The following is a 14698-nucleotide window of genomic DNA, read 5'->3' on the forward strand; positions in this document are numbered from 1 at the left end:
CCGTTAACCGTTGCTTAGCCTACGGAAAGCGCCTCAGCAGACTGCGGGCGCGATCGGGGATAACGTTCCATCAGCGATCGCACCTGTTCCGCATGGTAGGAACTGCGCGTCAGCGGCGAAGAAACCACCTGCAAAAAGCCCATGGCTTCCCCGGCCACTCGCCAAGCTTCAAACTGCTCCGGAGTCACAAAAGACTGCACCGGCAAATGTTTGGGCGAAGGCTGGAGATATTGCCCAAGGGTCAGAATGTCACAGTCTACCGATCGCAGGTCGGCCATGGCTTGCTCCACTTCCGCCGCCGTTTCCCCCAGCCCAACCATGATTCCAGATTTGGTATAGAGCCAAGGGGCAAGGGTTTTGGCGCGTTGCAACAGTTCCAGGGTGCGTTGATAGTCCCCCTGGGGGCGCACCCGGCGATAAAGGCGGGCGATCGTTTCCGTGTTGTGGTTCAACACCTCCGGCCCCGCCGACAGGATGATGTCCAGCGCCGCCCAGTTACCGCAAAGATCCGGAATCAACACCTCGATCGTGGTTCCCGGCGAGGCCGATCGCACGGCCGCAATGCATTGGCGAAACTGATCCGCCCCGCCATCGGGCAAATCATCCCGATTCACCGACGTAATCACCACATGGTTCAGCCGCATCCGGCGCACCGCTTCCGCCAGCCGCGTTGGTTCCGTGGGGTCAAGGGCTTTGGGCTTTTTCTCGAAGTCAATATCGCAATAAGGACAAGCGCGGGTGCAGGCGGGCCCCATGATTAAAAATGTGGCCGTTCCGGCATTGAAGCACTCGCCAATGTTGGGGCAGGAGGCTTCTTCGCAGACCGTGTTCAGGGCCAAGTCCCGCAAAATATCTTTGACATTGCCCACGCGCTCCCACTGGGGAGCCTTGACGCGGAGCCATTCAGGTTTTTGGGCGATCGGGTTGGAGTTTGGGTTCACGAGTAGTCCGGTTGGGTTTCACCCAGTTTTGGGGCACTTATTCATTATTGATTAATTAACACTAATCAATTAGGGCTAATCAATTAGGGCTAATCAATTAGGGCTAATTCACAAATTCACATCGATTTCGCGCCCAAGGGAACGGCACAACCTCATGGGCGGGACTGCCTCAGCCGGTTTCTGAGTCGATCGGCCTTGGATTCCCAACAGCTAATCCTGAGACTGGCGATTGTTGCCGGTGGGCTGGTTGGCCGTTGACACTTGGGCGGTGTTGGATTTGCCCTTTTGGGGTTGGCGAGCCTTGGCAAAATAGGCATCAATGACCGATCGGGTAACGGGGCCGGCCATCTTGCCACCGCCGCCACCATTTTCCAAAAACGCCACCACCACAATTTCCGGTTTTTCATAGGGCGCATAGGCCCCAAACCAAGCATGGGTTTCCCGGGGGGGATCTTCTGCCGTGCCGCTCTTGCCTGCCACCGACACCGTGCCATTCAGGGCTTTGCCCGTACCCGCCGTCACCACGCTCCGCAGGGATTTCCGCAACAGTTCCAAGGTGCTGGGTTTCAAACCCAAAGACTCCCGCTGAATCGGCGTGGACTGCACCAACCGGGGCTGCACCCGATATCCCCCATTGGCTACGACTGAAAACATCACCGCCACTTGCAGGGGGGAAGCTTGCACGTAGCCCTGCCCGATCGAGGCATTGACCGTATCCACCCGATGCCAAGGCCCCAAGTCATTTTTGCGCTTCCACTCATCACTGGGAATCAGCCCCTTGGCTTCTTCAAACCGCAACTCAATCCCCGTCGGTGAGCTAAAACCCAGCTTTCGGGCCCAAGTAATCAGGTTTTTTTCGCCCGCCCGCAGGCCCGCTTGTCCAAAGAAGGTGTTGCTGCTCATGGCCATGGCACTGATGAAGCTCATGGGGCCAAAGCCGGACTTGTTCCAATCCCAAACCCGAGTTCCATCCACGGGCAAATAGGCATAGGTGGGCAGAACGGCATCGGGCGGAAGCTTGCCCGACTCCACCGCCGCCACAGTGGTCACCACCTTGAAGGTGCTGGCGGGGGGATAGGCCTGCAAAGCCCGGTTCACGAAGGGATGGCGACGCTTTTGCAGGGCTTGCCAAGTGCGTTGGTCAATCTTGCGGGTGAAGATATTGGGGTCAAACCGGGGTTCACTGGCCAGGGCCAACACTTCGCCAGTTTTGGGGTTCATGACCACTACAGCCCCGTTGCGTCCCCCCAAGGCCGATTCCGAAGCCCGCTGCAAGTCCACATCCAAATTGAGGTGGATATCTTCGCCGGGGCGAGCAGGGCGATCGTCCAGAATGTTGATCAGGTTGCCCTTGCCGTCAATTTCTACTCGGCCGCTACCGGGTTGGCCCCGCAGGGTAAATTCCAGGGATTTTTCAAGGCCCATTTTGCCCACAATGTCGCCGTAGCGATAGCCTTTGGCGGATTTTTGGGCCCGAAATCGGTTGCCTTCCAGTTCTTCCTTGCTGATTTCGCCGATGTAGCCCAAAACGTGGGCGGCCGTTTCACCGTAGGGATAGGAGCGGCTGGTTTCCCGTTCAATTTGCACCCCTTGCAGATCCACGCCATATTCCCGCAACCGCACGACCTCTTCGGGTTTCACGTTGTGCTGAACGGGAATCAGAAAGCGAGATTCAAAATCCAGGTGATCGGCCCGAGCCTGTAGATCATCTTCTGAAATATTCAGAGTGGTGGCCAGGATATTCCGCAGCCGCGGCCAGTTGGGCCGATTCACCGCTGTGCGCCAAACGGAGACGGAGTGGGTGAGCTGGTTACCCGCGAGCAGGTTGCCGTTGCGATCGAGCAGGTTGCCCCGGCTGGGAATTTTGGGGATGGTTTGAATGCGGTTGCGCTCGGCCCGGGCCCGCAGGGCCTCACCTTCCATGAGCTGGAGATGCACCAAGCGCTGAGCCAGTCCCCCAAAGATCAATAGGGAAACCACACCCATCAAAATCCAACCTTGGTTTGATCGCCCGATGGTGCGGCCATCGGTGTTGAGGCGATCGTACAGCGGTTGTAGCAGCGTCATAGGATGATCGGCCGATGGAAAGAGGGAGCAAGGGGAAAAATCCCAAGCGGACAACAATCAGCAAGCGCAAGAGCAGTTAGCGATCGAACCAACGGGTGCAGGTCATGGGCAAACTGGTCTAGCTCTGAGCATCAACGCATAGGCTCGGGGTCAATGGCTCGGGGCGATCGCACAGGGAAAGAGCAACGGGACGGGAAAAACAAGATCAGGAATACGTCAACCCTTGGAATCCCAAAAATTAGGCTTTTGGGGACTCGATCGGGAGTTGGTTGATGGGCGGTGGGCGCTTAAGTGACCCATTGATGAGGGTTTCTGTTTTTCACCCATGCCCAATCGGCCGTCGCCCAATACTTTACCGGAAATTCTGAGGGTGACCAAACCAGTTTTGGGCATTTGGAGCGATCGGGTTCCGCAAAGACCTGATGGCAAGCTGTTTTGTGGCTTGGGGCGCAGGGCTGATTAGGGATTCTGATGGTTTGATGACATTAGGCTCGAAATCTTGAATCCGGGATTCTGATGGTTTGATGACATTAGGCTCGAAATCTCGAGCAACTGCCTGAATTGCGCCTCATTAGCCTCATGAATGGATGCGAATAAATGAATTTAGGGGCGATCGCACGAGTCGATCGCCCCTAAATGGTTGCTGAGTTGCTGAGATTGACCTGCTCTTAACTGTTCTGAGATCCAGGGACTACAGAAGGTTGGCCTTGAAAGATCCGCTTGCTGGATTGGTCTTGATGGGCCTTGGGCAGGCCTTTGGCAGGTTTTTCGTGGATTTTTGCGAATCTGCTCCTTGGCGAATCTGCTACGGATTCGCGGGCGGGTTAGAGGCGGGCGGTTTCGGGCCGAAGTAAGCCTTGAACACTTCCTTCGCGATCGGGGCCGCCACAGCTCCCCCATAGCCAGCATTTTCCACGGCCACCGCCAGGGCAATTTGCGGTTGATCCACCGGGGCATAGCCCACATACATCGCGTTATTAGGGCCGCTGGGCACTTCGGCGGTTCCCGTTTTGCCAGCGCTAGGGGGCAGACTGGGATCGTTGAGCACTTTGGCGGTTCCCTGACTCACCACCGCATTGAGTCCTTGGCGCACCACGTTGAGGGTTTCGGGCTTCAGGCCGATCGACTGGGGTTGAAAGTCCGATTGGCTGGTTTGGTTAGCCAACAGGTGGGGAACCACGCGCTTCCCTCCATTGGCGATCGCGGAAACGACCGTGGCCAGTTCCAAAGGCGTGGTTAAAACCAATCCTTGCCCGATCGACATACTGACCGTATCGCCCAAATACCAGGGTTGACGGTACAGAGTCTGTTTGGTGGCCGGCGTGGGCAACATGCCACGACTGCCCAACAGCCCCAACTTCAGCGGCTGACCAATACCTAGGGCCTGGCCCCATTGGGCGATCGCCTCGGGGCCCGTCTTCATTCCCACCTGGTAATAGAAGGTATTGCTGCTGACTTCGAGGGCCCTCGCAAAGCCGATCGTGCCGTAGCCGCCGCCCCCATGCTCCCGAAACACCGTCCCCCCCAGGGACAGGGCCCCGGCAGTGCCCACCATGGCGTTCGGGCTATAGGCTCCCGACTCGATCGCCGCCACCGAAGTCACAATCTTGAACGTGCTGGCCGGGGGATAGCCCTGGAGGGCCCGATTCAACAGGGGGCGGCTGGGGTCTTGAAGTTGGGCCCACTGGTTTTTGGTAATTCGCTGGGTAAACCAATTGGAATCAAACGTGGGGCTGCTGGCCATGGCCAAAATGGCCCCCGTGCGGGGATCCATGGCCACCACTGCACCGCGCCGGCCCTGGAGTCCCCGTTCCGCCGCCTGTTGCACGGCCAAATCTAGCGTTAACCGAAGGGGCTGACCCGGTTTTGGGGGCCGTTGGCCCGCCGGTCGCAACAGCCGGCCCTTGGCATCCGCTTCAATCCAGTCGTAGCCCCAAGTGCCCCGCAGGGTCGCTTCTGCCAATCGTTCAATGCCCGCCTTGCCCACGGTGGCTCCCATGGGTAAATCGGGGTTGTTTTTAATATCCTCGGGGTTCGCTTCCCCCAAATAGCCAATCACATGGGCGGCGGTGGAACCGTGGGGATAGTCCCGCTCGGCTTCCACGCGCACGGCGAGGATGCCTGCCCCCGGATCCAATTCTGCCAGCCGGACAAATCCTTCAGGGGTCAGATCTCGGGCCACCCGAATGGGCATATCGCCCCGGCCCTGCTGGCGCTGAGTGGCAATTTGTTGGGCAATGGCCGCAACGGGGCGATCGAAAATGCTTTCCATCGGCTTCAGGATCCGTTGCCACTCGGCCGGGCTGTGGCGCTGGGGCGACAGATACACGCTGCGAATCAAACGACTCCGAGCAAGCACCTGGCCTTTGCGATCGAACAGGGCCCCCCGATCGGGAACCAAGGGCAACCCCCGCAGTCGGTTCCGCTCTGCGGCCTGGCGCTGCACAGCCCCCTCTACCAGTTGCAAACGACTGAGGCGAAATGCCAAGGATCCAATCAACGCCGTTACCAAAGTCATCAAAACCAGGGCACGGAAAGTTTGGGCACGATCGGGCGCGATCGATGGCGAGGCAAAGCCGCCCCTACGAATAGATACCAATCCCATAGCAAGTGCAAGCCAGCAGGGCTACCGACGACGAAGGGCTATTGCTTGTCTGATCCGCACCCAACCACCCCCCCTCGGGATAGGTCTTGCTCAACGACCGGTAACGAACATTACAAAACCCTGATGAGATCCAGTGCTAACTGTTAACCCAACGCAACCAGGGATATACAGCCCACTAGCCTGAGCGACCCCGGCTTTTGATAGGCTAGCCTTAAAAATGCCAACCACTGTTCTCTGGCTCTTGCAGGTGGGCAGTTCCAGGCTTTAGCGTGGCCTGTACAGGCACTTGCGCCAACGTGCAACCTCGTCCGGTGGCCAAACTCAGGGGTCAAGCTCAGCATTGTCCAGCCTGCAAGGGTCAGCCTGTGGATAACGCCCCACGGTGTTGTTCATCTCTGATCTAGCTCAGCCGCCTGGCTTTTGCCCCGCTAGCGGGGTTGATAACCAGGTTCATCACCGGGTTGATAAAATGCCGATTTCGCCAGAGATGTCGGCTTGTTGTGCAGGCCACGGCCAACCCTTCTATGCTTGGGTGTTGGTTGATCCCAACTGGGTTGCCCAAACTGGGTTGCCAACTCCCAAGGAGCCAGATCCCTGGGTTGGTGATGGGGCTGCAACACCCAGGCTAGAACCAGGCGATCGCTGAGATCCTGTGTGCAACCACTCCGACGCAAACCCGCTCCTAACCTTAGGATTTTGAGGTGTGCCAAGGGGGAAGGCCACAATGGCCCAGTGATTACCAAGACCTATAACGAATGCTCAAAGGGAGAGACTAGCCTTGAAAAAGATTGAAGCGATCGTGCGTCCTTTTAAATTGGACGATGTAAAAATTGCCCTCGTCAACGCCGGCATTGTCGGGATGACCGTTTCCGAAGTGCGCGGTTTTGGCCGCCAAAAGGGACAAACGGAGCGCTACCGGGGATCGGAGTACACCGTTGAGTTCCTGCAGAAACTGAAGATCGAAGTGGTGGTGGACGACAAAGATGTCGATATGGTCGTTGAGTGCATCATCACCGCGGCCCGCACCGGCGAAATTGGCGACGGTAAGATCTTCATCTCGCCCGTGGAACAAATCATCCGGATTCGGACTGGCGAGAAGAACCTAGAAGCGGTGTAGGGCAATGCCGCCGCACCAGGGAGGGGCCCCTTCGCTCCTCACTGGTGATGAATTGCTGGTGATGATTTAGATTCTGCGTCTGATTACCAACGACGGTCTGAAGGGCCGTTTTGTGTTGACCGATGGGGGGCTGCTGGGCCCCGCGTCGGTTTTTGGTTGATGGGTCGTTTGGAATCGGTGTTTTGGATCGGGATTGGGTCGGTGTTTGGGTTGAATGTGCTGGCGGTGGTCTAGTGGAACGTGAAGCCCAAACGCTCCCAGGTGTCGGCCCCAACGATGCCATCGGGCGTGAGACCGTAGGCCGATTGGGCCTGTTTGACGGCAATTTCGGTTTGGGGGCCAAACATGCCGTCCGGTTGCCCCGCGTCGAAACCACGCATGTTTAGTTCATGCTGGACGACCTGCACAAGGTTGCCCCGATCGCCCAGTCGCAAAATATCGCTGACCACTTGGTCGCTGGCCGGCACGCCGGAGCGTTCGGATTTAGCCGGTGGGTTATTGCTAGACAAGATATTCACCACTCCAAATCAACTGAAAGCCCCTCCAATAAGGGTTTTGACGACTATCGTAGGGGCTGCGATCGCTATGGTAGCGCTCGCTTTAGCGATTGCGGCGTTGGGCCGTGGGGGAAAGGCTAGGGTTGGCGTTGGCGGAGGATAAATTCCGCGATCGCCAAGTCCTGGGGTGTGGTGACTTTCAGGTTGGTTTCTTCGCCCATCACGATTTTTACCGGCAGGCCGCAGCGTTCAAACAGGGCGGCATCGTCGGTGACTTCCCAGTTTTCGGCCAAGCCTCGATCGTGGCAGGCCTTGAGGGTGGCCACTTCAAAACCTTGGGGGGTTTGGGCGGCCCAGAGGGTGGCGCGATCGGGCGTGTTGCTGACAATTTGATTGGCATCCACTTGCTTAATCGTGTCCTTGACAGGGATCGCGGCGACCAACCCGGGACAGGTGGCCAGCTCGGCGGTGCAGCGATCGAACAGTTTCGGCGTGGCCAAGCAGCGGGCCCCATCATGAATCAAGACGCGATCGGCTTCCGGGGGCAAGGCTTGCAGGCCGTTGTAGACCGAGGCTTGGCGGGTGTCGCCGCCTTGGATAAACACCACGGGTTTGGTCAGATTGAGACCTTGGGCGATCGCTTCAAACTCAGGCCGGTCGATCGGCTGACACATGATGCCAATCCAGGCGATCGACCGGCTAGCCTCAGCAGCCTTCAGCGTCCAAGCGAAGATCGTTTCGCCTGCCAGGTCGATCAGGAGTTTGTTGCGATCCGCGCCCATGCGCTTGCCGGAGCCGGCCGCCGGAATCAGGAGATACAAAATCGGTTTCCTAAAAATGTTGTGACTGAACTGTGATTGCCCAAAATCGTGATTGAGCAAATCGCCCGATCAAGATTCAATCGACTTTCTCTGGAATTCGCAAGGCTGTGGATGGGCGGCCCTAGGGGCTGTCATCATTGGTTGGGCGCAAGCTGAAATGGTTGATTTTCCATGCCCCAATCGTCGTAACAAGGGGCTTAAGCCCCTTGCTGCCCACGAGTTGCTAACGGTGGAATCAGGGTTTCAGGCGATTTGACGATACTCCCTAAACCCTGGAGTTGATTTGGGCGATCGAGTTGACCCCAGAGCAGATCCTTCTAAAATTGAGAGCGATTCCTTGTCGTAGCGATTTGGATTCGCCTGCGAAGTCCTCGCGGGTTGAAATGCCATTGCCCGCAACCGGTAATGTAGGGATCGTCGCCACTGCGCCTGAAACCCTGGTCTACCGTTGATAGATCATAGGGGGCAAGGGGCTTAAGCTCCTTGTTGCAACGATTGGGGTACGGAAAACCAACCGTTTTAGCCCCAATTCAGGAAACGGCGACACCCGCTAGGCTTCATTTCACAGATTTCGATCGATTTCGATATTGTTTTACCGCCGCTACTTGGCAACCCCGCGAGTTTTATGATGCAGATCCTCGCCCTCGTACCTGGTGGCATTGGCGACCAGATCTTATTTTTTCCCGCCCTGACCCAACTGAAGCAGGCCTACCCCAAGGCACAGATTGACGTGGTGGTGGAACCGCGATCGGTTGCGGCCTACCAGGTCTGTGCCTCCGTGCGTGACACGATCGCCTTTGACTTCAAAGACCGCAACAGTCCCGCCGACTGGGGCAACCTGCTGGGCACCATCCGCGATCGGGAATATGACGCGGTGCTGTCGCTGGGGCGGCGGTGGGCCGTGGGGCTGCTGCTGTGGCTGACGGGGATTCCCAAGCGTGTGGGCTACGCGGCCGGCGGCAAGATGTTTTTGACCGATCCCGTGCTCCTGAACCTGGAGCAATACGCGGGCGATCTCTATCACGACCTGGTGCGCGGCTTCGGGATTACGGCTCCCCGGCCGGCCCTGTCGCTGCAAGTGCCCCAAAAGGAACTGGCCTGGGCCGAAGCAGAGCAAGCCCGCTTGGGGATCAAGGGTCAGGGCTATTTGCTGGTGCATGGCGGTTCCAGTGCCATGGCCAAACTGAAGGGCTTTGATAAGGTCTATCCGGTAGATTCCTGGAAGGCGGTGTTGACCAAGGTGCAACAGGCCAAGCCGGAACTCCCGATCGTGCTGGTGAAGGGGCCCGATGACACGGACTTTGTGGCCACGTTGCAGGCCGCTTGCCCGAATCTGAAGCTGGTGACTCCCAACAACATTGGCCAACTCGCGGCAATCACGGCGGGGGCGAATGTGATGCTCTGTGGCGACAGCGGCCCGATGCATATTTCCGTGGCCCTGGGGACTTACACGATCGCCCTGTTTGGCCCCACCGATCCCGCCAAGCTGCTGCCGCCCGGGGACGATCGTTTCGTGGCCATCAAGTCCCCGACCGATCGGATGAGCGACATTCCCCCCAGTGCCATTCTGGAGAAGTTGGGTGTCTAGACCGGCGGTATTTCTCGATCGCGATGGTGTGCTGAACCAAGAGGCGGGCTACATTCACCGCCTCGAAGATCTGCACCTGATCCCCGGTACAGCCCAAGCGGTGCGCCAACTGAACGAGGCGGGCTGGTTTTGCTGTTTGGCTTCCAACCAAGCCGGCCCGGCCCGGGGCTACTATCCCCAATCCCATGTGGATGCACTGCACGATCGGCTCTGTCGCTTGCTGGATGAAGAAGCCGGGGCCAAGCTGGATGCGCTCTATTACTGCCCCTATCTGAGCGGCCCCGAAGGCGGCAAGGATCCTGAATTCACCCGCTACAGCACCTGGCGCAAACCCAACACCGGGATGCTGGTGGCCGCCGCCTGGGATTGGGATCTCGATTTGTCGCGCAGTGTGATGGTGGGTGACAAGGCGACGGATATTGACCTGGCGAAAAATGCCGGTTGCGTGGGCATTTTGGTGACGACCGGATTTGGGGAGCAGGTGTTAGCGGGCAACTATCAACATGCCACCCAGCCGGATTTTGTGGCGGCTAATTTGCTAGAAGCGGTGCGATGGATTTTGCGATCGCCCCGATAGTCCCAATTGCCCAACGGTTTTGAACTGCTTTGATGATTCCATCTCAAATGGGCGATCGACTCCCTGATCGCCCACTTGCCCCCTAAGTTCCCCCTAAGTTTTGGAGCGATCGCGCCGATCGGGTTGGGGGGACATCTCCGGCATAAAGGTTGGCACCAGGTTTGGCTCCCGATGTTTCACAGCGGTCACCTCCGGCGGCAACTCCGAGAGCTGGGCATCGCCATCGGTTGCATCATCCTGCGGCAACCAGCCCACCAACGGCAGTGGCAACAGGGTTGATAAATTGGCGATCGTCACCAACAACCACAGGCGATCGAAGTGGGTTTCATCCACCCCCAACCAATGGGTCAGCAGGGCCCCAAACTCGCTGGATACCGCCCCTGCCAGGTTATAAACCGACATCAACAACGCAAACAGCGTCGCCTCCACCCCCGGCGGACAAAGCCGCGCCGACAGCACCAACACCGGCATGAAGGTAATTTGCCCCGCCACGGTCAAAATCAGGCTGTCGCCCAAGCTAAACCAGCGATCATCAATGCCCAACGCCCGGTTGGCATGGGTCACCAACAGCAGCGTTGTCATCCCCAGCGCCGTGGAAACCAGGGTGCTCCAGAGGAAAATCTTGCGGAAAGGTACGGTTTTGAAAAATCGCTGGAATGCCCAAACGCCAACCAAGGCCGCCACACTGGTCACCAGTCGCACCCGCCCCAAAAACTCCGGCGGAAACTGCAACTCATTGGTGGTGAAGTAGAAAAATGCCGTGTCCGATGAGGGTGTGGCTTGCCAAAGGAACAGAAACAACGTGGGCATCCAAATCGCCTTTTGGGAAACCGCCTGCCACAGATCCCGCGCCTGTTGTTGAACAACACTCAGGTCTGGACGAGTGGTTAAGGGCGTTTCGTGGATCGCAAAGGCCCCAAAGCAAATCAGCAGCGGAAACATGGAGGTCATCCAAAACACCGTTTGGGCGCTGAACTGCTCCAACAACACGCCGCTGAGATAGGCCGTTAGCAAGCCCCCCAGCGCCGAAACCCCCCAACAAAGGGATTGCAGCGATCCGGCCGTGCCCGTGGACTCGTTGCGGGCCCGTTCCACCACCAAAGAATCGGCAATCACATCGCTGACGGCCACGGACAGGGAAGATAGGGCGATCGCCAGCATGGCCGCCCAGCCCGTATGCACCACCGTGGCCATCGCCACCCAAGCCAAGGCCCCGCCAATGCCCGACAAAATGAGGTAGGGTCGCCGCCGGTAGCCCAAAATAGGCAACCCGTCAGACATGAACCCAAACAGCGGTTTCACCATCCAGGGAATGGCCACAACCCCCATCAGGGCCGCCACTTCCGCCGGACTCAGGTGCAACTCATCTTTCAGGAAAAAACTGACGGCCAAACGAGCCAGCCCCAAAATGCCCTGCACCAGATACACCAGCAAAATGGCAATCAGTTCCGGGGTTGGCTCGTTGCCAAAGAAAAGCTTTTCTACGATCACCGAGCGCAGACCAGGCGATCGCCCCGTTGGCGCATCCTGGGGCGCGATCGCGTCGGAGCCGGAACTGATGTTTTGGTTCGGTGCAATGGCCATTGATAAGTTTCTAGCAAAAAAACTTCATAATTCTAAGCCTCTCCATCATAGCGGGCTTCCCCGACCCGATCGGCCACCCAGCGGGCGATCGGTCTTGTTCGTCGCACCAAGAGACCCAAACTCAGTCCTATGAAATTAAATTCATATTGGGTCTGTATCTGTGGAATTTGTGCCGGTTGAGTCTATATCTGTAGGTAGATAAATAAGATTTTTCCTCAAGCAATGGACAAAATGACAGTTTCAAAAAGGGGGTTTCATCCCCAAGGAATCAAAATTGGTTGCTTTATTGGGCTAATTATTTTGGGCTTACTCGGTAACTACTACCGAGCAAACTTATTTTTAGGCGTTGATTTTATCTTTGGGAGTGCGGCCGCTCTGCTAGCGGCCCGATTTTATGGGCCTCTTTGGGGTGGCATTGCGGGGGCAGCGATCGGGAGCTATACCTGGGTGCTTTGGAGCCATCCCTACGCCATGATTATCTTCACGGCAGAGGCGGCCCTGGTGGGGTGGGTTCGCCATCGCCATCGCCAAAGCTTGCTGTTGCTGGATGGTCTTTATTGGCTGGTGGTGGGATCGTTGTTGGTGGCTCTGTTTTATGGGGCTGTTTTGCAGGTGGGCGTTTTACAAGTGCAGCTCATTTTGCTGAAACAAGCCTTGAATGGGGTCTGTAATGCTCTAATTGCCAGCGGTATCCTTGGAATTTTTTCTTTTTTAGGACAGCGATTTCCGCAAAAATTTCAATCGGTTCGCTGGCCGCTGCGGGATGTTTTGAACGATATTTTGGTGGCTTTTGTGTTGCTACCCATTATGTTGCTCTTCACCCTGGATGCCAACCGAATGTTGGTGGACTTGGAGCGATCGGTCAGGACAGATTTGCAACTGGCAAGTGCGCCAATCATTGAGCAAATTCGCAATTGGCAGCGACAAATTTGGGAAACGGCCACGGATTTTTCCCAGCTCAAAGCGGAGTCCTTGACCGAAGCTCAATTAATCACGGCCCTGGAACAGAATGTGCTGATTGATGGCCTGTGGGTGCTGGATTCCAAACTACGTTTTCTGACCCAGGCAACCAATAATCCTGATGTGTCCCTCAGCCTTCAGTCCCTATCGCAGTTGGAGCTACGTGAACATCAACCCAATCAGCTCCAAGCCTGGCGAATTGTGGCAATTCCGAAGGCCAAAACTGGCGATGAGCATCAGCTTTGGTTGGTGCGGCCCTTAACCCAGGGGCTGGAGTCCACGGGATTTTTAATTGCCCATCTGCGGTTCGATCGATTCATGGATGCGCTCACGAGTCCAGTGAAAATTTACGATCGGGCGGTGGGCGCGGTGTTGGTGAATGAAAACCAGCAAGTGGTGGGCAGTGTGAACCCCGCCTATGAACCGCAGGATGTTTTTAATCTGAGTCAGCCGAAGGTTTGGGTGCGGCAACTGGGAACCGGCAGCACCGAGTTTTATCAGGTCTTGACCAATGATCCCGTTCGGCCGCCGATGGTACGTGCTCGCCAAGCCACCTATTGGCTTGCGAGTATCCTGCCGGGCAATTTGGGTCGGCATTTGTGGATTTCATTCCCCGCCCAACCCCACATGGATGATTTGCAGGTGGCCTATAACCAGCGATTTGGGATTGTGATGCTGGTGGTCTATGGCAGTATGCTGGCGGCCTATTGGGTGAGCAAGTCCTTGGTGAAGCCCCTGCAAATTTTGGCAAGAATTACCACAGATTTGCCCGATCGCGTGAATGATCACCAAGAGGTGGACTGGCCACAAAGCCCAGTTCAGGAGTTTGATCAACTGTCAGCCAATGGGCAGTTAATGGCCGAAAGTTTGCGGGAAAGATTTCTGGAAATTCACCAGGCAAATGAGCAATTGGAGCAGCGGGTGGCAGAGCGCACGGAGGACTTGGAAGCAACCCTCAGCCAACTGAAGCAAACCCAAACCCAACTCGTTCAAACGGAAAAAATGTCAAGCCTGGGAGGACTGGTGGCAGGGGTAGCCCACGAAATCAACAATCCCATTAACTTCATTGCGGGCAACTTAACCCACGCGGAAGAATATGTTCAAAGCCTGCTGAAGGCGATGAGTTTGTTTGAAACTTTCTATCCAAAACCAGAGCCAACCTTGCGCGAAGCCTTAGAGGAGTTGGAGCTGGATTTCTTGGTTGAAGATTTGCCAAAAACTTTTCAATCGATGCAGTTAGGTGCGCGGCGCGTGCAGGATATTGTGCAATCGTTGCGGACTTTTTCTCGGATCGATCGAGCAGAGTTGCAAACATTTGACTTACATGAGGGCATTGATAGCACATTAATTATTTTGCAAAACCGGCTGAAGGGCCGCTCCGATCGCCTAGCCATTGAGGTGATTAAGCAATATGGCCCATTGCCATTGGTGGAATGCTACGGGGGACATCTGAATCAGGTGTTTATGAATTTGTTGGTGAATGCGATCGATGCGATCGACCTGCGGGATGCGGGCCGAACCCTTGCGGAAATGCGCCAAAATCCCAGCCGCATTGAAATCACCACGGCCACGTTGAATCAGCAATTGGTGATTGTTCGGTTTCGAGACAATGGCCCAGGAATGCCGCCGGAGGTACGCGATCAAATTTTTGAGCCGTTTTTCACCACCAAACCCACGGGCAAAGGCACGGGATTGGGCCTGTCCATTAGCTATCAAGTGATTGTGGAACAGCACGGAGGGGCGCTAACTTGCCAGTCCAGTCCCGATTGGGGCACGGAGTTTTACATTGAGCTGCCGATTCGCGGATCCAGCAAGCCTCAAAACGCGGCCCAACCGGGGCCCCGATCCACGGCGACGTGTAGCCCGGTTCGATCGCCCTCCCCCATCGGCCATTTCCCCACAGCAGGCTAAAAACCCTGAAAATCTTGCGATGATGGGGCT

The 14698-nt window shown here is 56.7% G+C and carries 11 protein-coding genes; 5 read left to right on the top strand and 6 right to left on the bottom strand.

Features of this window, described 5'->3' with window-relative positions; translation table 11 throughout:
• Window positions 1-14: 14 nt before the first annotated feature.
• Complete coding sequence (lipA, locus tag AC2IAX_RS17060) at window positions 15-941, bottom strand: lipoyl synthase (RefSeq protein ID WP_190353921.1); 927 nt, start codon at window positions 939-941, stop codon at window positions 15-17.
• Between the two features lie 210 nt (window positions 942-1151).
• On the bottom strand, window positions 1152-3008 hold the full coding sequence (gene mrdA / locus AC2IAX_RS17065; RefSeq protein ID WP_494388512.1) for a penicillin-binding protein 2: 1857 nt from the start codon (window positions 3006-3008) through the stop codon (window positions 1152-1154).
• 325 nt (window positions 3009-3333) lie between these two features.
• Here mrdA (AC2IAX_RS17065) and AC2IAX_RS17070 point away from each other — a divergent pair, with 325 nt between their 5' ends.
• Complete coding sequence (locus AC2IAX_RS17070; protein WP_494388513.1) at window positions 3334-3471, top strand: hypothetical protein; 138 nt, start codon at window positions 3334-3336, stop codon at window positions 3469-3471.
• A 342-nt stretch (window positions 3472-3813) separates the two neighbouring features.
• Here the strand turns inward: AC2IAX_RS17070 and mrdA (AC2IAX_RS17075) are convergent, their stop codons facing one another.
• Window positions 3814-5613 carry a penicillin-binding protein 2 gene (mrdA, locus tag AC2IAX_RS17075; RefSeq protein WP_494388514.1) on the bottom strand — a complete coding sequence of 600 codons (1800 nt, stop codon included), beginning with the start codon at window positions 5611-5613 and terminating at the stop codon, window positions 3814-3816.
• Window positions 5614-6391: 778 nt separating this feature from the next.
• Here mrdA (AC2IAX_RS17075) and AC2IAX_RS17080 point away from each other — a divergent pair.
• Entirely contained in the window at window positions 6392-6730 is a 339-nt protein-coding gene (locus AC2IAX_RS17080) for a P-II family nitrogen regulator (protein WP_099533361.1), read from the top strand.
• Window positions 6731-6960: 230 nt separating this feature from the next.
• Here AC2IAX_RS17080 and AC2IAX_RS17085 read toward each other — a convergent pair whose 3' ends face one another.
• Window positions 6961-7248, bottom strand: coding sequence for a peptidoglycan-binding domain-containing protein (locus AC2IAX_RS17085; RefSeq protein ID WP_494388515.1), 288 nt, complete (start codon window positions 7246-7248; stop codon window positions 6961-6963).
• A gap of 116 nt (window positions 7249-7364) precedes the next feature.
• Window positions 7365-8048 carry a 2-C-methyl-D-erythritol 4-phosphate cytidylyltransferase gene (gene ispD / locus AC2IAX_RS17090; protein ID WP_494388516.1) on the bottom strand — a complete coding sequence of 228 codons (684 nt, stop codon included), beginning with the start codon at window positions 8046-8048 and terminating at the stop codon, window positions 7365-7367.
• Window positions 8049-8676: 628 nt separating this feature from the next.
• On the opposite strand from ispD, the gene AC2IAX_RS17095 reads away from it, so the two are divergent.
• The gene (locus AC2IAX_RS17095) at window positions 8677-9636 is read left to right on the top strand and encodes a glycosyltransferase family 9 protein (protein ID WP_494390428.1); all 960 of its coding nucleotides are present in this window, start codon (window positions 8677-8679) and stop codon (window positions 9634-9636) included.
• A complete protein-coding gene (locus tag AC2IAX_RS17100) occupies window positions 9629-10213 on the top strand; it encodes a D-glycero-alpha-D-manno-heptose-1,7-bisphosphate 7-phosphatase (protein WP_494388517.1) in 585 nt (194 codons plus the stop codon). Before AC2IAX_RS17095 ends, AC2IAX_RS17100 begins: the two co-directional genes overlap by 8 nt.
• A 93-nt stretch (window positions 10214-10306) precedes the next feature.
• On the opposite strand, the gene AC2IAX_RS17105 is transcribed toward AC2IAX_RS17100, so the two are convergent.
• Window positions 10307-11797: a folate/biopterin family MFS transporter gene (locus tag AC2IAX_RS17105; RefSeq protein WP_494388518.1), complete on the bottom strand. Its 1491-nt coding sequence runs from the start codon at window positions 11795-11797 to the stop codon at window positions 10307-10309.
• A gap of 231 nt (window positions 11798-12028) precedes the next feature.
• On the opposite strand from AC2IAX_RS17105, the gene AC2IAX_RS17110 reads away from it, so the two are divergent.
• On the top strand, window positions 12029-14668 hold the full coding sequence (locus AC2IAX_RS17110; protein WP_494388519.1) for an ATP-binding protein: 2640 nt from the start codon (window positions 12029-12031) through the stop codon (window positions 14666-14668).
• Window positions 14669-14698: the final 30 nt, after the last annotated feature.

The sequence above is a fragment of the Limnothrix sp. HT2024 genome (assembly GCF_059138625.1).

Coding starts and splice junctions, on each gene's coding strand:
- AC2IAX_RS17095 (WP_494390428.1), top strand. CDS start 8,677: ATGCAGATCCTCGCCCTCGTACCTGGTGGCATTGGCGACCAGATCTTA.
- mrdA (WP_494388514.1), bottom strand. CDS start 5,613: ATGGGATTGGTATCTATTCGTAGGGGCGGCTTTGCCTCGCCATCGATC.
- AC2IAX_RS17070 (WP_494388513.1), top strand. CDS start 3,334: ATGCCCAATCGGCCGTCGCCCAATACTTTACCGGAAATTCTGAGGGTG.
- mrdA (WP_494388512.1), bottom strand. CDS start 3,008: ATGACGCTGCTACAACCGCTGTACGATCGCCTCAACACCGATGGCCGC.
- AC2IAX_RS17110 (WP_494388519.1), top strand. CDS start 12,029: ATGACAGTTTCAAAAAGGGGGTTTCATCCCCAAGGAATCAAAATTGGT.
- AC2IAX_RS17105 (WP_494388518.1), bottom strand. CDS start 11,797: ATGGCCATTGCACCGAACCAAAACATCAGTTCCGGCTCCGACGCGATC.